17 protein-coding genes are annotated in these 18,676 nt (G+C 35.7%); 1 reads left to right on the top strand and 16 read right to left on the bottom strand.

The genetic code is table 11. The annotated features are described in order from the left end of the window. Both BCR22_RS03765 and BCR22_RS03760 read right to left on the bottom strand, forming a co-directional pair. Positions 1 to 269 (bottom strand): TIGR04197 family type VII secretion effector (locus BCR22_RS03765; RefSeq protein ID WP_069653650.1); only part of this gene is annotated, 269 nt, incomplete at its 3' end. A 444-nt stretch (positions 270 to 713) separates the two neighbouring features. Beyond that, positions 714 to 2,060 (bottom strand): FAD-dependent oxidoreductase, encoded by a 1,347-nt coding sequence (locus tag BCR22_RS03760; RefSeq protein WP_069653649.1) that lies wholly within the window; start codon positions 2,058 to 2,060, stop codon positions 714 to 716. 191 nt (positions 2,061 to 2,251) lie between these two features. Between BCR22_RS03760 and BCR22_RS03755 the strand changes: the two genes are divergently transcribed. Beyond that, the gene (locus BCR22_RS03755; RefSeq protein ID WP_069653648.1) at positions 2,252 to 3,733 is read left to right on the top strand and encodes an AcpB/EbpR/MafR family transcriptional regulator; all 1,482 of its coding nucleotides are present in this window, start codon (positions 2,252 to 2,254) and stop codon (positions 3,731 to 3,733) included. A 222-nt stretch (positions 3,734 to 3,955) separates the two neighbouring features. On the opposite strand, the gene lepB is transcribed toward BCR22_RS03755, so the two are convergent. From lepB to dagF, 14 genes are all read right to left on the bottom strand, one after another. Beyond that, positions 3,956 to 4,804, bottom strand: coding sequence for a signal peptidase I (gene lepB / locus BCR22_RS03750; protein ID WP_083241733.1), 849 nt, complete (start codon positions 4,802 to 4,804; stop codon positions 3,956 to 3,958). 158 nt (positions 4,805 to 4,962) lie between these two features. Beyond that, a complete protein-coding gene (locus tag BCR22_RS03745) occupies positions 4,963 to 5,364 on the bottom strand; it encodes a LysM peptidoglycan-binding domain-containing protein (protein ID WP_069653647.1) in 402 nt (133 codons plus the stop codon). 32 nt (positions 5,365 to 5,396) lie between these two features. Next, entirely contained in the window at positions 5,397 to 6,752 is a 1,356-nt protein-coding gene (locus BCR22_RS03740; protein ID WP_069653646.1) for a hypothetical protein, read from the bottom strand. Positions 6,753 to 6,783: 31 nt separating this feature from the next. Next, positions 6,784 to 7,485 (bottom strand): hypothetical protein, encoded by a 702-nt coding sequence (locus BCR22_RS03735; protein ID WP_069653645.1) that lies wholly within the window; start codon positions 7,483 to 7,485, stop codon positions 6,784 to 6,786. A gap of 408 nt (positions 7,486 to 7,893) precedes the next feature. Continuing rightward, positions 7,894 to 8,274 (bottom strand): type II toxin-antitoxin system PemK/MazF family toxin, encoded by a 381-nt coding sequence (locus BCR22_RS03730; RefSeq protein ID WP_069653644.1) that lies wholly within the window; start codon positions 8,272 to 8,274, stop codon positions 7,894 to 7,896. 15 nt (positions 8,275 to 8,289) lie between these two features. Continuing rightward, on the bottom strand, positions 8,290 to 9,408 hold the full coding sequence (alr, locus tag BCR22_RS03725) for an alanine racemase (RefSeq protein ID WP_069653643.1): 1,119 nt from the start codon (positions 9,406 to 9,408) through the stop codon (positions 8,290 to 8,292). Between the two features lie 94 nt (positions 9,409 to 9,502). Beyond that, the gene (gene acpS, locus BCR22_RS03720; protein WP_069653642.1) at positions 9,503 to 9,856 is read right to left on the bottom strand and encodes a holo-ACP synthase; all 354 of its coding nucleotides are present in this window, start codon (positions 9,854 to 9,856) and stop codon (positions 9,503 to 9,505) included. Positions 9,857 to 10,230: 374 nt separating this feature from the next. After that, positions 10,231 to 11,772: a degradosome RNA helicase CshA gene (gene cshA, locus BCR22_RS03715; RefSeq protein WP_069653641.1), complete on the bottom strand. Its 1,542-nt coding sequence runs from the start codon at positions 11,770 to 11,772 to the stop codon at positions 10,231 to 10,233. 334 nt (positions 11,773 to 12,106) lie between these two features. After that, the gene (locus BCR22_RS03710) at positions 12,107 to 13,474 is read right to left on the bottom strand and encodes a UDP-N-acetylmuramoyl-tripeptide--D-alanyl-D-alanine ligase (RefSeq protein ID WP_069653640.1); all 1,368 of its coding nucleotides are present in this window, start codon (positions 13,472 to 13,474) and stop codon (positions 12,107 to 12,109) included. Between the two features lie 129 nt (positions 13,475 to 13,603). Further along, positions 13,604 to 14,680 (bottom strand): D-alanine--D-alanine ligase, encoded by a 1,077-nt coding sequence (locus tag BCR22_RS03705; RefSeq protein WP_069653639.1) that lies wholly within the window; start codon positions 14,678 to 14,680, stop codon positions 13,604 to 13,606. Positions 14,681 to 15,100: 420 nt separating this feature from the next. Beyond that, positions 15,101 to 15,550: a YaiI/YqxD family protein gene (locus tag BCR22_RS03700; RefSeq protein ID WP_069653638.1), complete on the bottom strand. Its 450-nt coding sequence runs from the start codon at positions 15,548 to 15,550 to the stop codon at positions 15,101 to 15,103. A gap of 33 nt (positions 15,551 to 15,583) precedes the next feature. After that, positions 15,584 to 16,594: a DNA topoisomerase IV subunit B family protein gene (locus BCR22_RS03695; protein WP_069653637.1), complete on the bottom strand. Its 1,011-nt coding sequence runs from the start codon at positions 16,592 to 16,594 to the stop codon at positions 15,584 to 15,586. A gap of 199 nt (positions 16,595 to 16,793) precedes the next feature. Further along, complete coding sequence (locus tag BCR22_RS03690; RefSeq protein WP_069653636.1) at positions 16,794 to 17,804, bottom strand: sugar kinase; 1,011 nt, start codon at positions 17,802 to 17,804, stop codon at positions 16,794 to 16,796. Between the two features lie 123 nt (positions 17,805 to 17,927). Next, the gene (dagF, locus tag BCR22_RS03685; RefSeq protein WP_069653635.1) at positions 17,928 to 18,671 is read right to left on the bottom strand and encodes a 2-dehydro-3-deoxy-phosphogluconate aldolase; all 744 of its coding nucleotides are present in this window, start codon (positions 18,669 to 18,671) and stop codon (positions 17,928 to 17,930) included. Positions 18,672 to 18,676 lie beyond the last annotated feature (5 nt).

Genomic DNA, 18,676 nt, shown 5'->3' with positions numbered 1-18,676 from the left:
GCTTGAAATTGATGTGATGCTTTTAAGTCGATTTCGGAAAAATCCTTTGCAACAGAGTGTATATTTTTCCCAGTAGCTACAATACTAGCTGAGAGTTTTTTAATATCGTTTCCAAAATTAGTCGCTGTTTCTTTCGCCTTCGCATTGCCCATCACGTTCGTTCTCGTCGCGATATTGGTTGGTCCTTTTATGTTGTTTAAAGCATTGGCTGATTGACTAAAAGAAGCGGATACATTCCCTGCTATAGATAGACTGCTTTTTATCCCCATATTTTCACTCCTTGTTAAATTTATACGGATAAGTATAACAAAGCACACATATAGACACAATTGTATTTTTCACTTTTTGTGAAACGAAAAAATCACAAAACGCAAAATAATTCCTTATGCAGATATTGCTAATTTTCAATATTTACTCAACCGTTTGCCCTCTTAATAAGGTTATTAAACCATTTTTTCCAATTGCATATAAATCAACAAGAAAAAAGAAATCAACGAATATTATGCCTACGGTCATTCATTACAGACTTTTTTATAGAATTTATCCGTTTTAGGAAAGCAAAAAAAAGTAACAGCTCATTTTTATAAAAAAAGAGTAAAGTCTAATCAACAGACCTTACTCTACTCATGGAATATGAGTTGAATCTTTCTCTTCCTCACATTCTCTAAGTATTATAGCAATAATAGTAGAAATTAAAGTACCTTACTTCAAATTTATTCAATCTTATACTTTTCAATCAAAAATTCATAGGCTGCCCGACTAATGATCCCCATCGGTTGATTGATGCTTGGGTTAAAATAAAAATCCATCGTAACTAATTCTTCAAGTGTTATTCCTTGGTTGATGGCCAAAGATAACGTGTTGATTGATTGCGTAATATCTTTTTCTGACATCAATTGAGCGCCAATTAATTTGTGCGACCCTTTTTCAAAAACCATTTTGATATGCACGTCCTCCTGCAATTCAAGGTAAGGCAATTGGCATGGTACTGTCAAAAAGATACTTTCAACTTCGATGCCTTCAAATTTGGCTTCTATTTCGGTTAATCCAGTGCTTGCAACGTAGCAGTCGAAAATGTTAGCAGCGGTTGTTTTTTGTGTTTTATTATATTTCATCGGATACCCTATTACGTTCATTGCAGCTACTGTTGCGCTGCGAACAACATTATTGACTAAAGGAATAAAAGATTTACGATAACTATTGTGGACAGGATAAGAAATAACATCACCCAAAGCAAAAATATCAGGATCACTTGTCTGCATCTGCTCATTAACACGAATCGTTCCGTTTGCATTCAAATCTAGAAAATCCTTTACTAATGTAGTATCTGGTCGAGCATTGACAGCTACGATCACATAATCATTTCTGATTTCTTCATTTGTTGTTTTCGTGACAAACAACTCTTTGTCTGTGTCTGAAAAGCCAATAACACTCTCATTTAAATGAAGTTTAACGCCAGAGTCTCGAATTTTTTGTTCAATCAATGAAGATAGATCCTTATCTAAATAACGAAATAGAACTGAATCAGCACTTTCAATCAAGTGAATTTCTTTGCCTTGCCCTCTCAAAGCATCGCACAATTCTACACCGATATATCCACCACCAACAATCGAAATAGATTTTGCATGTTCTAATTTTTCCAACACTTCCTTAGAGCTTGAATAGCTTTTAAAAACAGTAACCTTGTCTTTACTTGGTAATGTTAGGTTCGTGGAAAATTGATTTGATCCAGTTGCAAGGATTAACTTCTCGTAGTTGATTTCATGTGATTTTTTAGAGGTATCCAAGTAGGCAATGGTTTTTTTATCAGGATCGATTGTAGTCACTGTTGCGTTTAGTAAGACATCTACACCTTGTTCTTCTAATTCTTCAGAGGTAAGGTATCTCACGTTGTCCAAATCATTGACTAATTGATTTAATTTCAAAACAATCCCACTTGAAACAAAGCTAAGCTCACCTCTTTTTTCAATTAAAACAACCTCTGTTTGAGGATTTAACTTCTTTATCGTTACCGCAGCTTGAAGCCCTCCATGTGAGGCTCCGATAATTACTACTTTCACTATGGTTCTTCTCCCTTCAATTGAATAAACCATCATTGCAATTACATAATTATAAATTAAAAAAATTATTACACTTCATTATATATATAATTTCGTTTTTTTGAAATAATAATAAAGAGTTACTTTCTTTTTATACAATGCGTATTGCCATTTTCTTATGAATCAAGTATGCTTAAAGTGAGGTGTCTATTATGCTAAAACGAGATTTTTTAGAAAAGCCCTTCGATTATATGAATGATATATTATTATTTTTATACAACAATCAAGGCAAGGCAACAAAAAACGAGCTAGTCAACGAATTTCAAATTAGCTTACCAACATTGAATGAGTATCTGTCATTCCTCCAAAGTTTTCTGGAAGAGAATCAAGTAAGCGAGCAAGTTGAAATAACATTACAAGGTGAAAATATCTTTTTAAAAAAACAACCGACATTCCCATTGAAGAAGGTTGTTGTACTTTTTCTAGAAAAATCAATTAAATTTCAAATGATCAATCAACTGTTCAATAAAGGGGAATTGACCTGTGATTATTTTCAGCTGAACTACGCAATCAGCTCAGCGACTTATTATCGCAAAATTACTGAATTAAATGAACTGCTAAAGGAATTTCGACTTCAAATCAAACGCGGAAAATTAATCGGTGAAGAAAAACAGATTCGCTATTTTTTCTTTAGTTTCTTCTGGTTTCTTTTTGAAGACAAATCAAGTTTAGAAAAAGAAACGGCTAATCAATATCTTGGTTTTGTAGATATTTTAAAAGAGTCTCTTAATCTAGTCTTTGATCCAACCGAGGTGCTACAAATCAAATTATGGATGAAAATATCTTTTAGACGACAGACGACTGAATTTAATCCGGTCATTAGTCCAAACTACGATTATCCTGACCGACCGTTATTTGAAGAGATCAATTTGTCTTTACATACATATATGAAAAAAATCGACCGTCCATATACTATTTATGAAGCATACATGTTTTATGACTTCTTTTGTTCTATGCACAATTTTTCTCCTAATTCTTCTTTTGCTTTCAGATTAGCAGAACAACAACGTAGACAAAGTTCTTATTTAAACTATATGAACAAAGTGATCTTAAAATATCTAAAGCAACAAGGATATTTATCGAGTTATGCGTCATCCGCTCGATTATTGTATATTGAAAATCTATTGTTCCAGCTTCATTCTCAACTATATTATTTCGATGGGTTTATTTTGCCTTTTGATAGTTGGACCATAAAGTCTATCGTCAATGCGCATCGTCATCCATTTTCCGGTAATGAAGTTTTTGAATTGATGGATATTGCGACTAAAAAGTTTGATCAAGATGGTGAAAAAGACAGTTACAAAAATAAATTCACTGAAATTCATTATACGATCATATTGAATCACATTGCTGAATTAAATGAAGAGAAAATTTCGATTGGTGTTTATCATTCATTAAATCCTTTTATTGGTGAATTAGTTATCCAACATTTAACAAATGTTTTAGGGCATAAATACCCAATCAAGGCGGAAGCTTTTAAAGAGGATAGCCATTATGACATCCTACTTTCAAATATTTATAGTGACATGATTTCTGAAAAACAAGAACTTATCTATATTTTTTCTGATATTGGTAATAGTTATGATATGACTGAAATTGAAAAATTGATTATTCAGCTGATTGATACGAGATAATTATTTCTATCACTAATTGAAATTATAGCAGAGAACAGACCCTTGATGTTCTCTGTTTTCTTTATGCCTACTAAATTTAATGAGAATAGTAATTAAATTGCAATAAAAAAATTTTATTTCTGTTTCTTTTTATTTATTTTAATAACGATAATCATCAACCAAAATCATATTTTTTCTTTATAATAATGAAAATAAAAAAACGATAAAATATTATCGTTTTTTTTATTTTATCCAACCGACATTATTAAACGGTGCAAATCTAAAGGAAACAACTCCTTCGATTGCAAGACCATCAACTAAACCAAATGTTCTGCTATCACTGGAATTATTTCGATTGTCTCCTAATACAAAATAATGTCCTTTAGGAATTTTTTTCAATTTTGACATCTGGTCCAAACTGTCTTCAGAGAGATTGACTTTGATTGTTCCATCAGGCAGTTCACTTGCGGCAGATAATTCCGAAACTTTTGGTAACGATTCCGCTTGATGATTAATAAATAAATCACTACCTTCAGTCCAAACTAAGTCTCCTGGCATACCGATGACACGTTTCACATACTGAAACTCGCTTTTTACGGGTGGTTTAAATGTGATGATTTCGTATCTTCTAGGCTCTTTTGTTCGACGTACAATGACCCGATCACCATTTAGCAATGTTGGTTTCATTGAATCCCCATCAACCATATGAGGTGAAGTATTTAAAATAAAGAAGAAAACAAAGATTGCAAATACTACAACGGGTAACATGAACTTGATGATTTCAATGATACTATCTTGTCTTTTTTTCTTTCTTAGTCTTTCAACTTCTTCTTTCGTTAACTTTCTCTTTTTCCTCTTTTTATTGATTGGTTTTGAAATTCCGACTATTTCTTCTTTTAGCCTTGGTCTTACTCTTGTTTTTTCACTTTTAGGTTCCACTTGTTCTGTAGGGCGAGGACGTTTCTTTTTTAGTCCTGGCTGGGGATGTTTTCTATTCTTGTTTTTACTTTTATTTTTTGTTTTTTTGTTTTTATTAAATTGTCTTTTTAATTGTCGTATCAGTCGTTCAAAACGTTCTTTTATTTCATCCATGATGCACCTCAATCATACCAATTAATACTCTTAGTTAAGAATAACAGACTGCTATGTATTTTTCCATATAAAAACCCAACAATAGGATTTACTCTTAAATTGAAAAAAGTGAGCGAGGCAAAACTCTAAAAAGTTTTGCTCCACCCACCTAAAGCTTACTATTGATCGAATACTAATTCCTGTCCCTCAACAATGATGCTACTACTAAGCTGATTTTTATTCATTAATGTTTGGATCGATAAGCCTGAATCTTGAGCAATTTCCCATAAAGTCTGACCGTTTTTTACAATATAGACTTCTTTAGGTGCCTCTTTTTCCTTGTCTTCAGCAACGGTATTTTCAGATGTCGTTTCTTTCTTTGGTTCCGCTTGTGGAACTACAGGTGTTAGAGGCGGCGCAATTGCTGTTCCACCGTCTGCTGTTACTGGTACAGATTCCATACCGCCACCTGCTGAGGCTCCTAAAACCATTGAACTAGACATAAAGTAAATAATAGTACTAAACAATATTGCAGAAAAAATCAACAGAATAGAATTTTTTTTATTGATTTGTTTTTTCATATTGTTCTTCCCTTCATTCGTTTTGTGATTGTTTAGTTTCCAGATTTATCCAAACGTGATAGTTTGCTTAAACGTTCCTCTAATTCACGGTAAATCGTCATTACTTCATTTTTAGATTCTTCTACTTCATTTGAAATATTTTTCGCACGGTTGCCAATATTCAACATTTCAAGTTCTGCTGAGTTGACCATGTGTTTCGCTTCAACTTGCGCTTCACTGATAATGCGATTTGCTTCTTTCTTGGCTGAAACCATTACTTCACCGATCTCTTGTTGTGATTTCAACGCCTCTTCTTGTAAGGATTGATTTTTCAACAATAAATCATTGATTTGTTGTTTTGCTTGCAATAGTTCAGCTAATTGGTTCCCTGTCGCTTCTCCAGTTGCAGACATGCTACGCATTGTTTCAAGTTCAGCATTTAAGGTTTCTAATTCTTCTTCTTTTTCTTTGTAAATCGTTCTTAAACCAGCTAATTCGGATTCAAAGACATTTTTTTGGATAGAATATTTATCATTCAACCCTTGGATACGCCCTAGACTTGTTTCCAACTCGCTTTTTTCTTTTAGAACTGTTTCCAATTCTTTTTTCAATTCATCCACGCGACTGTTGTCAACAGAAACATCACTATCTGTTGCTAAAGTGATTTCCTTGTCTTTTAACTCTTGGTTTTCTTGTTGTAAACGGCGCATTTGTTCTTGAAGATCAGCAAGTTTTTGTGTCAATTCTTGATTTTCTTTATCCGTAGTTTGAAGTTTTTCATTCAATGATTCTAATTCCATCTTCACCGTCTCCAATGCTTCTTGTTTTTCTCCGATTGTTCCTCGGGCACTTAAATCAGCTTGTAATTGTTGTATTTCTTTTTCTTTTTCGAGAATTTGAGTTTCCAACGCTTTATCTTTCTCAACAAGCGCTGTTTCTAAGTATGCAATTTGTTCTTGCTTACGACTATTTTCTTTTTCTAATTCTTCGATTTGTGCGTTTAAACGAGTAATTTCTTCTGTAGAATCCGCAGTCTCATTTGCATCTTCCAGCTCAAAAATCTCTGTTTCTTTTTGATTGAGCTGTGTCGCTAAATCGTCATTTTTCTCTTTTAATGATTCAAGTTCTTCTTGGCTATTTTCAACCTTTAAAACTAATTGCTTATTCTGTTGAGATAGTCGGAAATTTTCTTCTTTATTTTGTTCGAATTCAGATTCTTGCAATCTGTATTCTTTGATCAATTCTCTTAAGCGTGTAATCTCTTGTTCTTGTTCCGCTAGTAAGTTGCTATTAGTGTTCGTCGTTACTGAATTTAGTTGTTTTTCTTCTACCGAATTAAAATCTACTTCTTGTGTTAATTCGTCATCGGAAACCTCGTTAATTTTTTTAATTAACCGTCTCTTTGCCATGTGTTTACACCTCGTCTTTTATTTCTCTACTCTACTTGTCTAATACTATTTTTTCTAAGTTACTGTCTGTAGTTCCTCTTGTATAAACGATTGATTTTTTAGATAGCTTGTTCGTTTGATCTCGATATGTAAAGTTAAAATCAATCATTGTTATCTCTTTTACTGGCTGTAACTCTTTGATAAAGGTTTCAATATTTTTTTCAGCTGTTTGGAAATCACTAAATGTCAATGCTGTTGGAAAAACTGACACGGTCAATGTTTCCGTTTTTTGACTAATCATGATCGCCACATTCGCTTCTCCAAAAAAGGGCTGCCAATCTCTTAGAAGTTGAAGTTCATAATTATCAAGTGCTTGAGCATCTCTGCTTTCTACCACTTTTCTCCAAGGAAATTCGGTCAATTTCAACGCATTTTCTTTATAACTCTCAATTTCAGCGCCAGAAGCTCCTCCTCTGGCGTCTTTGATCTCGTCAATCTTCAACTCTAAATTTTTATTATCTTTTCTTAAAGCATCTTGATTATAAAGTATCCCAAAGAGTACTAAGCAAAAAACAAGAGCGCCAATCATCAAAAATAGTAATGAGCGATTATTCTCTTGATACTTATAAAAATTGATCTTGCGCTTCATTTTTGGACTATCAGAATCTAAGGTCTCCAGTTGAAATCGTACATACAGCTGATAACTGAAAATAAGAAACAGTATTACTACTAATACAAACATGAAAATCGTCATCAAATATAAACTCCTTTACCCTTAATAAAAAAACACTAACTATATCTATTTTTTGAAAGTTATCCACTTTCCACCCAATTATATATAGTTTATTGTAACATTACGCACCCTCATTGCCAACGTTTTTTTATAATAATGCAAAAAAACGTTAATACAAGACGAAACAATTATGTCAAATTATTATTTTTTTAGTATTTAAGATAAAGGAAATTGATTCTAATTGATTGATTTTTCGTTTCCAGCTGCTGATATTAGTATTTTTAGTATTTAGTAACAAATAACAAAAAATAACAATGTATAAGTAAAAAACAAGGTGATTCTTTTTAGAATTACAATGTCCTACATGACTATCCCGACATTAACAAAACAGGATATGTCCTATGTTCTCCATTAAAATACCTAATACATTTAGCGATATGTACCAAGATTTTCTTCTTCTAGCTCTGCTTCTACGATCCCTACACTAACACCTAACGCGCGGTCAACAGAGTCCATGATTTCTATACCTAAATGGCAAACTTTTTCTTTCAAACGTATTTTATCAATAGTACGGATCTGCTCTAGTAAAATGACCGAATCACGTTCGATTCCAGTTTCTTCAGAATTAATCCCTATATGTGTTGGTAATTTTGGCTTAGCCATCTTCGCTGTGATTGCAGCGACAATGATCGTTGGGCTAAAATGATTGCCTAAATTATTTTGTATGACTAGTACTGGACGTACTCCCCCTTGTTCCGATCCTACAACAGGGGATAAGTCTGCAAAATATATGTCACCCCTTTTGACCATTTTAAACCTCCTATTCTATTTATACTCCCTTGGCATACGTTCAGAAAATGTGCATGCTACTTCATAATGGATCGTTTCTAGTTTATCTGCGACCATTTGCATCGTAATCTCTTCTCCATGATCGTGCCCAATCAATGTAACTTGCGTCCCTATTGCTGTTTGCTTTGGCAAACGAATCATGCATTGATCCATACAAATCCTACCAACGATTTCACATCGCTCACCATTCACTAACACTGAAAAGCCCTGTAGATGACGTAGCCAACCATCTGCATAACCAATTGGTACTGTGCCGATCCATTCCTTTTCGGTTGTGGTATAGGTATTACCGTAACCAATTCCTTCTCCAGCTGAAAGTTCTTTGACCTGAATCAGTTTTGAGACCAAACTCAGTGCGGGTTTTAATGGGTAAGTTTCTGGTAACGCATGTCCCGACGGATTCAATCCATACATTGCTATACCAAAACGAATCATATTTCCCACATTTTCAGGATGCCACAAAGCTGTCGCACTATTGCTAACATGAACATATTTTGGTAAGTCAACAAGTACTGCCAAAATTGTTTGAAAACGATGTGTTTGTTTTTCAAAATAGCGTATATCTTTTTCATCTGCTGTAGAAAAATGCGTAAATAATCCTTCCCAAATAAGCACATTTGTTGATTGAACTAAATCAACTGTTTGCTTTACCGCTTCTGGCGTAGTAAATCCAATGCGCCCCATGCCTGTATCCACTTTTATATGTATTTTCAATGGTGTTGGTGTTTCTATATACTTCAATTGCTCAATCGCTTGTTCCAACCATTCTTGAGTTGCTACCGTGACAGATAAATCATATTTCAACAGCAAGTCTATGTAAGAAACGTCAACGACACTTAAAATCAGTATTGGTTCTGTAATGCCTGCTTCACGCAGTTCTATCGCTTCATCTAAGATTGCTACACAAAATCCCGTAGCGCCTCCCTCAATAGCCGCTCTGGCCGTTTGAACAGCTCCATGACCATAGCCATTTGCTTTAACTACTGCAAATAATTCTGTTCCTTGCGGCATTCGTTTTACTTCGTTGCCAACATTTTCTTTAATTGCTTGTGTATCGATCACTAACTTTGTGGGACGATGCCATCCTACAGCCATATGGGTCCTTCTTTCTTTTAAGGTCGAAACAAAACCTGATCAAACGTATTGTCATAACCTTTATTCAAATTTAATAGATAAATCCAGCTTCACTTTATACAACTTCCAAAATGATTTGGGCAACCGCAAAAGTGTCTGTATGAGAAATTGAAACAAATACATTGCCTTCATGAGGAGATTTAGTAACTTTTGGCGCACCATTCTCTTCTTTTAACACTTCAACATCCTTTAACCCAACACTTCCAATCCCTGTCCCCCACGCCTTAGAAAAAGCTTCTTTGCAAGCAAATCTACCTGCTAAAAACTCTACTTGACGTTTATGAGGTAATGTTTGAAAAAGAGCGAGCTCATCATTAGTCAAAACTCTTCTTACAAAGGACGTTTTGTTTTCGATAATTTTTTCAATTCTTGAGAGTTCTACCATATCTATACCAATTCCTTTAATCATTCTTCCGAGCCCTCTTTTTTTATTTTATAAATTACTCTTATTCTATCAAATTTTAGCAATTTTTCCACATAATAATGTAAAAATTAATAAAAAGCTGAAAGAGCTCGCTCCCCACTACCAAAAAAACAGGAAAAGTTGACTATGATTCTTTTTACCACTCCTATTTTTTTCTTTTTTCAAACCTCTTTAATCCTCAGAACCACAACTTTTTAGGGACTATTAACATTGAAATAACATACAGTGTTAGCTCTTAAAGCTAAAATTCAATAAAAGAGGGTAGAACAGAGCATTTAAGCTTTGTTCTACCCTCTTAAAATCCAATAAACAGTTAAATTGAACGTTGATTATTTTTATTTATACTTTTTTTGAATTTATTAATTTGAGTTATCTCTAATAACGAAGCTACGTTTTTTATCGTTGTGACGTTTTGCTGAACGATTGTCTTTGCTCTTATTATAGCCGCCGCCGTTTCCGCTGCCGCCAGTACCTTTGTTATTTTTGTTTCCACGGTAACCGCCACCGCCATTTTTATTACGATTACGGCTGTTGCCACCGCCACCGCTACGATTATTTTTGTTGAAGCCTTTTTTAGTTGATGGTAATGGACGCTCTGGTGTAATTTTTACCGGCACAGCATCTGATGGATCTTTAGAAATAGTTTTTAGTAATAATGCTGCTAAATCTTCAGCAGAATATTTTTCTAAAAGGTCTTTAGCTGCAGGCAAATAATTTTCTAGACCATTTTCTGCCATTTTTTCTTCAACCGTTTCGATTGCTGCACCTAATTGTCCTTTAAAGGCTTCTTGTTCATTTGGTGGACGTAACGGTGTCATGCGTTTTTTCGTTAATTCTTCGATAACATGTAAGTAACCCATTTCGTTTGGTGTCACAAAAGTTACTGACATTCCGCCTTTACCAGCACGACCTGTACGGCCGATACGGTGAACATAACTCTCTGGATCTTGTGGAATATCGTAGTTGTAAACATGCGTAACACCTGAAATATCTAGTCCACGAGCTGCTACGTCTGTCGCAACTAAAATATCTAAGTTTCCATTTTTAAATGAACGTAAAACGCTCATACGTTTTTGTTGTGATAAATCACCATGGATTCCTTCAGCTTTGTATCCGCGCGCTTCTAAACCACGAGCTAATTCATCTACACGACGTTTTGTACGACCAAATACGATTGTCAATTCTGGTGTTTGAACGTCTAATAAGCGCGTCATTACATCGAATTTTTCGAAATCTTTTGAACGTACGTAATATTGATCGATCAAATCAGCAGTCATTTCTTTTGCTTTGATCTTCACGTGTTCTGGTTCTTTCATGAATTTCACGCCGATATTTTTAATAGCTGGCGGCATTGTTGCTGAAAATAGCAATGTTTGACGAGTTGATGGAATTTTTGAGATGATTTTTTCGATATCTTCTAAGAATCCCATATTCAACATTTCATCTGCTTCATCTAAAACTAACGTTTCAATTGTATCTAGTTTTAGAGTACGACGATTGATATGATCCAATAAACGTCCAGGTGTTCCGACAACAACATGTGGATTTTCTTTTAGTCCACGGATTTGACGGCCGATATCTGCTCCACCGTAAACGGCTTGTACACGGATCTTTTTATCGCGGCCTAAACGATATAACTCTTCTTGTGTTTGGATTGCTAACTCACGAGTTGGTGCAATCACGATTCCTTGCAACATACGTTTGCTTGTATCGATTTTTTGTAACATTGGTAACCCAAAAGCAGCTGTTTTACCAGTTCCTGTTTGTGCTTGTCCAATGACGTCTTTTCCTTGCAATGCTAGAGGGATCGTTTCCTCCTGAATCGGTGTTGCTTCTTCAAATCCTGAGCGCTCGATTGCTGCTAATAAATCTGTTTCTAAACCTAGTTCTTTAAATTTCAAATGATATCCTCCTAAATAGTGTTTGTTGCAGAAGAAATAGATTCTTCTAAAATTGATGTTACAGGTGATTTGACTTTCACTAATTTTGAAAATGTTCATGGAGTCAATAAACCTTCTACATAGGTTTCGTTTATTTTCTCATTAGTGTTACCGAAAAATCCACCTTATGAAGCTACAGGCACTAGAAAAGCCAAACGAGTTCGTTCAGCTTTTTTAATCTTTATATGATAGAAAAGTATCTTCAATAGGTACTTTCGTTTTATCTACTTCGATCTTTCGGCAATAGGTTATTCTAGCATAGTTTTACATTTTCAGCAAGTTTTATGAAAGCTTGCTAAATTTTAATAAGTTTTGACACGACTTCCTTTAATCCCATGCCATTGCTTGCTTTCAATACGACCATATCTTTGGGTTCAAGAATTGATTTTAACGTAGTTGTCAATGCTTCTTTTTCTTCTTTTTTGAAGTAATGAAGCTGTTTTTTTTGATATTTTTTTGCAAGTGTATCATATAAGGCACGCATTTCAGCGCCATACAGGACAACTTCTGTAATTTCGTTTGGATCCAAATGCTCGTTCACAGACATATGCATTGCTGCAGAATCTGGCCCTAATTCAAGCATATCACCTAATACTGCCACTCGTTTTCCTTGTGTAGGCATCTGGCTAAAACTGTCTAATACTAAGTTCATTGCTGTTGGGTTGGCGTTATAGACATCGCTTAAAATCTCGATCCCTGTCTTACTTTTCAACCATTCGGTCCGATTTTTGGTTAATTGAAAATCAGCCAAACCTGCTTGGATTTTTTCTTCCGCCATATCAAACCATTGCCCGATACAAATAGCAATCAATGCATTTCCAACGTTATATTTGCCTGGAACAGGAATAGTAAATACAGTGTTTGAGCCGTTGATCTTAAACGATGTATAGTCTTTTTGTGCTTCAACAATTGCTGCTTTGCAATCCGCTTGTTCCAAACCAAATGTTTGGATTGTTTGAGTGAATCCTACTGTTAACGGTACTAGTAAGGGTTCCTCTGCTGGAATAATTAACAAGCCTTTACCTGCAAGTCCTGCAGTGATTTCCATTTTCGCTTTTGCGATCCCTGCTCTTGAACCGAGATTTTCAATATGCGCCTCGCCAATCATTGTAATTGCAGCCACATCTGGCTGGGCTAACCTTGATAGAAAATCGATTTCATTTGCATGATCCATGCCCATCTCTAGAATCAGTTTTTCTGTTTCATCTGGCATATGTAAAATAGTGTACGGTAACCCGATATCATTATTATAATTGCCTTGCGTTTTATATGTCTTGAACTGTTGAGCCAGAACAGCTTCTGTCATATCTTTGGTCGTGGTTTTACCATTGCTCCCCGTAATCGCAATCACCGTAGGCTTCATTTTCTTTAGATAGTAAGCAGCTAGGTCTTGCATGGCTTTCAAGGTATCTGTGACTTTTAAAATCGGAAATTGTTCTGGCGCCGTTTCTAAAGAACTCCAAAAAGCAGCTTTTGCTCCGTTATCTATTGCACTGGTAACGAAGGAATGACCATCATTTTCACCTTTTAGTGGAACAAAAAGATTGCCTTGGGTTATTAATCTGCTGTCAAATTCAATTCCAGTCAATTCAAAATCTGACCATTGTTGCCAATCATTCGTAGCTTTTGTCGCTTCAGCAGCTTCCCAAAAAGTTAATTTCATCGGTTTCTCTCCTTTTTAAACGTAAACTATAGTTTCTTCACCATTCAAGGCTTCTACTTAGATTGAACTCATACATAAAAGGGCTGAAACAAAACTTCCAATGTTTTGTCTCCTCCCTTTTTTGGTGTGTTATCTTTCGTAAAAACTTTGTCTTTGTTTGAAACGATTTAAAGCTAATTGAATTAATTCTTCGATCAAATCACTGTATTTTAAGCCCATATTTTCCCATAACAAGGGATACATACTAAACTCAGTAAAACCAGGCATCGTATTTAATTCGTTTAAAAATAATTCATTTTTACTAGTCAAAAAGAAATCGCATCGACTTAACCCACTACCATCTAAAATAGTATACGCTTTTTTAGCAAATTCTTGTGCTTTTTGATGCACTTCATCCGGCACTTCAGCTGGAATTTGCATCGTGATTTGATTGTCGATGTATTTAGAATTGTAATCATAAAAATCAACATCTTTGACGATTTCACCAGGCAAGGTCGTTCGAACATCTTCATTACCTAAAATCGCTACCTCGATCTCACGAGCCTCGATTCCTTGCTCGACGATTGCTCTGGAATCATAACGATACGCTTCTTCCAACGCATTTTGTAGTTCTTCACGGTTTTCAGCTTTGCTGATCCCTACACTTGAGCCCATGTTAGCTGGTTTAACAAAAACGGGATAAATCAATGAACCTTCACACTGTTCAAAGACTTTTTTAGGATTTTCTTTCCAATCACTTCTTAGGACAGGAACAAATGGCACTTGAGGAATTCCTGCCGTTTGCAGTAGATATTTTGTCATGATTTTGTCCATTGCATTCGCACTTGCTAAAACGCCAGCTCCTACATATGGCATACCAATCGTTTCTAGAAAGCCTTGAATCGTCCCATCTTCACCGTTTGGTCCATGTAACACTGGGAAAACAATCGTCTCTTCTTCTTGGATTTCACACGGTAAAATCACACGTCCATTGTATTCTCCCCACTTATCTGTTTCGCCTTTTTCAGACCAATTTAGCTTCAGGACATCTGGACTTTCTGGCTTCTCTGATAGAAGTGGTCCTTTGACCCATTCTCCCTCTTTACTGATAAAAACCAATTGAACTTCATAATAATTATAGTAGATCGCATTTAAAACAGAATAGGCAGATAATATAGAAACATCATGTTCCTCACTTCTACCACCATATAACAATGTAATCTTCAAATGCTTTTCCTCCTAATTTTTGAAGCTAAACAGACTTGGTAGCTCTGATTGGAAAATAAGAAGGTGGTGCTTTTCGCCACAATCAGATTTTCTCTTTTTTCCGAAGAGCTAGCCTGTAAAGCTAGATAATTTTAAAGCTGAAAGAGCCCGTTTTGCCTTGAAAAAGAATATATGTCTGAAGTTTTTTTGTAGCATTCAGTTTTTCTCTTTTTTCCCAAAGGCTAGCTCTTGATGCTAAATATTCTTACGTAAAAAGGACATATTCAACTTCAATTAACACGGTTGTTGCGTCCAATAAATAAATTGAAAATAGTTCTTTCATATTTTAGCATAAAAGCGTTAGTCCGAATAGAAACAAATCACGAAATCAAAGAATTTTTTTATTCTTGTTCTTTCGAATAAGATGAGTATTTTTTCCTGCTATTCTATGTATCCGTTGATCAGCTCAACAAGATTGGCTTTGAATTTTTCACGATCTGCCTGTGTGAATGCTTTCGGCCCTTTCGTACGGCTACCACTTTTTCGTACTTTCGCACTAAAATAACGTTGTTCCAGTAATCCGTCCATATTTTCTCCTGTATATTCATACCCTAATTGATGCATCACTCGAGCACCTTTCGGCAAAACTAATGAAGCTAGCCCATAATCTTGTGTTACTAAAACATCACCCGTTTTAATCAACTGAACAATCTTATAATCTGCTGCATCAGCTCCTTTATCTACATAGACAAAAGAAACATTTTGAGGATACTCTTTTAAAGAATAATGATCGATACTCGTCACAATGACAACGTCGATCGAATAAGCTAGTGCAACTTCAATTGTTGTCTCTTTTACTGGTGAACCATCACCATCAATAAAAATTTTCATAACCGCCGCACCTTTCAATGATGAGCCATTCGTTTAATTTAAGTACCACGCCGGATGCCGTTTTAAAAAGATTGATACTTCAGTAAAAACAGCTTCTTTCACAATTTTGTAAAGCTCAGGATTTCTAATTTTCTTTTTGATGGCCCCAGTGTATCTAGGGCGTTTGACTCTGACGGAAAGAACCATGTCATAGCGTTCTGGAAAATTATCGATCGTTAAATACTTTAAACGATTCGTTTCTTCTAGAAATTGATTGATTGCATCTACCGTTCCTTGGATGAACCCTTCAAGATGTGTGCCACCATCAGATGGTAAATGACCGTTGACAAAACTGTCTTTAATGCTCGTAGAGCCATTCTTGGAGATAACGGCTTGAATCAAAACCCCTTCACTGATCGTGTTGATAATCAATGGTTGACCGCCTCTTGTGATGCTATCATCCTTTTGAAAAATGTATTCCACAAGTCCTTGTTCATAATGGAAAAAGTTTTTCTGTTTTTTTCCGTCAGTCAACGAAATGGCCAACCCACTGTTTAGCATCGCCAGTTCTTGACATCGATTGAATAAAATAAAATAAGACAATGGTTTATTGCCAAATAGCAGTTCATCGGGTGTAAAAGCTAGTTCGATCCGTTGTCCCTCGTCTTCTGATGGAATCAAGGCTTTTTTGTTCAACTGCCCATTTTGATAAATTTGAATCGTACGTTTGCCTAATTTCTCTACACCAAAACCAAGCTGTTCTGATAAGGCATTGACTACAGATAGAAAAAGATACGGGGGGGTGTACTGTTCTTCTGGAATTTTATCTAAAAATAACCCTTTTTTACTGAAAAAAGAAAAAATAAATTGGGTATTAGAAAGTTCTATCGAAAGTTCTGCCTGCTTTAGATCAACTGCTAAGTACAATAAATGATCTAGTACTTGCAAGACCATGCTTTCCAAGCCAGTTTGACCAATCCCACCAATGTACATACCTGGTCGTTTTCGAATACTATCTTTCAAAACATCATCGTCTAGCGCTTTCCAAATATTTTCATCGGTCATGTCGATCTCCTCCTCTAAACAGACTTTTTTATATAAAAAATAACGTATTGCATAATAGCTCCGCTTCCTTAGCATACCAATTTATCTGCATCACGTAAATGGTTTCGCTAAAATCATTGCTTATCTTCATTATAATGAAAAAAAGAGTAGAACGAAAGTAGTATAAACGCATTTACACTATTTCATTCTACTCTTTCCTCTAGCGGATCAGATCAACTGTCGGTTGTTCCATTACATGCCTTACTTGTTTTCTCGTTGTAAGTGGCACATCGCCTTGGATCGTATGTGCTAAAACACCATTAGCAGTAGCAAACTCTACTGTTTCTAATAATGACCACCCTTCACTGACGCCAAGCAAAACTCCAGCAGCGTAACCATCTCCAGCACCGATTCGATCTAAACGAACGATTTCTCTTGGTGCTGCTTTGACTTGTTTTTCTGAATCAAATAAAAAACCTGTTAAATAATGTTTGTCCCCTTCACCTTGACGAATCGTTCCAGCAAAATATTCAATCTGGTAGTCCGTCATAAACTGTTGAACCAATACTTCAAATTGTTTAGAGGCGTCTAACGTTTTAGCCAATTCCATTCCTAACAAGTCAGTCAAATCCCGCTGACTGCCAAAAACCACGTCACAATACGGTAACATTTTTTCATATTGTTCCTTCATAAATAAAACACCATGAGCTTCGTTTAAACTGGGGCGAAAATTAAAATCAAAACAAACTTTTTTTCCTAAAGCATGTGCCTTTTCAGCTAACATAAATGCCGCCTCACGCGTTTTTTCAGTTAAACTCAATGCTATACCACAAATATGGACTAAATCAACTTCAGCTAAAAATGCATCGAACTCATAATTAGAAGCTCCACTCACACCAAATGAACTATTTCGGCGATTTTGATAGGTTACTTGAGTCGGTCTTGGTCCAAAACCCATTTCAGCAAAGTAAGAGCCTATGTGATCTCCATATACGCCAATCCAATGATCTTGAATACCTAACTGACGAACACGCGCTTTAGCGGCTTCACCTAAACGATTATCAGGTAGGTTTGTCAGTAAGCTTGTTTGACACCCAAAATGCGCAAGATTGCTTAAAATATTGACACCTGTCCCTGTAAAGTCTAAACGTAATTCTTTGGTTTGCTCTAGCATCAAATATTCTGGTGGAGTTAGGCGCATCATTATTTCACCAAAAGCTGCAATTCTCATTTCTGACCCCTGCCTATTTCTAGCTTTTCAAGCTAGGACTTCGAAAAAAAGAGAACTCTTGTCTATTGTTTTGTCAGTCCTGAACGAGCTTGTTCTGCTTTTATTTTTTATCTAGCTCAGTTTTTATTTGCCCAAAGTGTTTTTCATCATCCCAAGCAAGGTTTTCACATCTTCTGGTTTAGTATCACCAGTCGCTGAGTCGATGATCGAGCTATACACATGAGGAATGATTTTCTTCACTCCTGCTTCCACTGCGATTTGTACGATTTCTTCAAAGTTTTCTAAATCAATACCACCAGTTGGTTCTAGATAGAAGTCATATTTCGCACAAGCTTCAGCGACTGCTTTGTATTCTTCGATATGCGCTAAGCCTTTCATCGGGAAGAATTTGATCGAGCTGCCTCCCATGTCTTGTAATAAGCGAATGGCTGTTTCGAGCGTCACTTCTCCCGCTGGTGCTTGTGAACTTAATGGCCCTGTAGCGATATTGACGATGCCGACTTTGCCCGTTGGAGACACTAAGCCGTTTACGATCGTTTCATTTTGCCCTAATAAAGCACGAGACGTGCCAACACCTGTAAAAACCTGGTTGACGTGTTGAGGTTGTAAGTCTTTTGAAATTCTTGACACCATTTGGCTTTGGTTTGGATCACCAGCTCCTAAGCCGACAGACAATGCGTTGTTGGTTTCTGCGGCGTATTTTTTCATGTCTTCGATCGCCGCTTCGTCTGTTGGATAGTTTTTAGATAATACGCCTAAAACAATGTGTCCCTCTGCTGCTTCGTAACAGTCTTTCGCATTTTCTACTGAGTTAGCTAGGACGTTTAGGCAAATACGGTCTTCTAAATAGTTGGGTGTTAATGTCATAATTG

Source organism: Enterococcus plantarum (assembly GCF_001730295.1).
In the GTDB taxonomy this organism is placed as follows: Bacteria; Bacillota; Bacilli; order Lactobacillales; family Enterococcaceae; genus Enterococcus_L; species Enterococcus_L plantarum.
This window is presented reverse-complemented; position numbering and strand designations above follow the sequence as displayed.

Bases quoted from the DNA above. Each gene is read 5' to 3' on its own strand.
- BCR22_RS03755 (WP_069653648.1), top strand. From the start codon at position 2,252: ATGCTAAAACGAGATTTTTTAGAAAAGCCCTTCGATTATATGAATGAT.
- lepB (WP_083241733.1), bottom strand. From the start codon at position 4,804: ATGGATGAAATAAAAGAACGTTTTGAACGACTGATACGACAATTAAAA.
- BCR22_RS03745 (WP_069653647.1), bottom strand. From the start codon at position 5,364: ATGAAAAAACAAATCAATAAAAAAAATTCTATTCTGTTGATTTTTTCT.
- BCR22_RS03740 (WP_069653646.1), bottom strand. From the start codon at position 6,752: ATGGCAAAGAGACGGTTAATTAAAAAAATTAACGAGGTTTCCGATGAC.
- BCR22_RS03735 (WP_069653645.1), bottom strand. From the start codon at position 7,485: ATGACGATTTTCATGTTTGTATTAGTAGTAATACTGTTTCTTATTTTC.
- BCR22_RS03730 (WP_069653644.1), bottom strand. From the start codon at position 8,274: ATGGTCAAAAGGGGTGACATATATTTTGCAGACTTATCCCCTGTTGTA.
- alr (WP_069653643.1), bottom strand. From the start codon at position 9,408: ATGGCTGTAGGATGGCATCGTCCCACAAAGTTAGTGATCGATACACAA.
- acpS (WP_069653642.1), bottom strand. From the start codon at position 9,856: ATGATTAAAGGAATTGGTATAGATATGGTAGAACTCTCAAGAATTGAA.
- BCR22_RS03710 (WP_069653640.1), bottom strand. From the start codon at position 13,474: ATGAAATTAACTTTTTGGGAAGCTGCTGAAGCGACAAAAGCTACGAAT.
- BCR22_RS03700 (WP_069653638.1), bottom strand. From the start codon at position 15,550: ATGAAAATTTTTATTGATGGTGATGGTTCACCAGTAAAAGAGACAACA.
- BCR22_RS03695 (WP_069653637.1), bottom strand. From the start codon at position 16,594: ATGACCGATGAAAATATTTGGAAAGCGCTAGACGATGATGTTTTGAAA.
- BCR22_RS03690 (WP_069653636.1), bottom strand. From the start codon at position 17,804: ATGAGAATTGCAGCTTTTGGTGAAATAATGATGCGCCTAACTCCACCA.
- dagF (WP_069653635.1), bottom strand. From the start codon at position 18,671: ATGACATTAACACCCAACTATTTAGAAGACCGTATTTGCCTAAACGTC.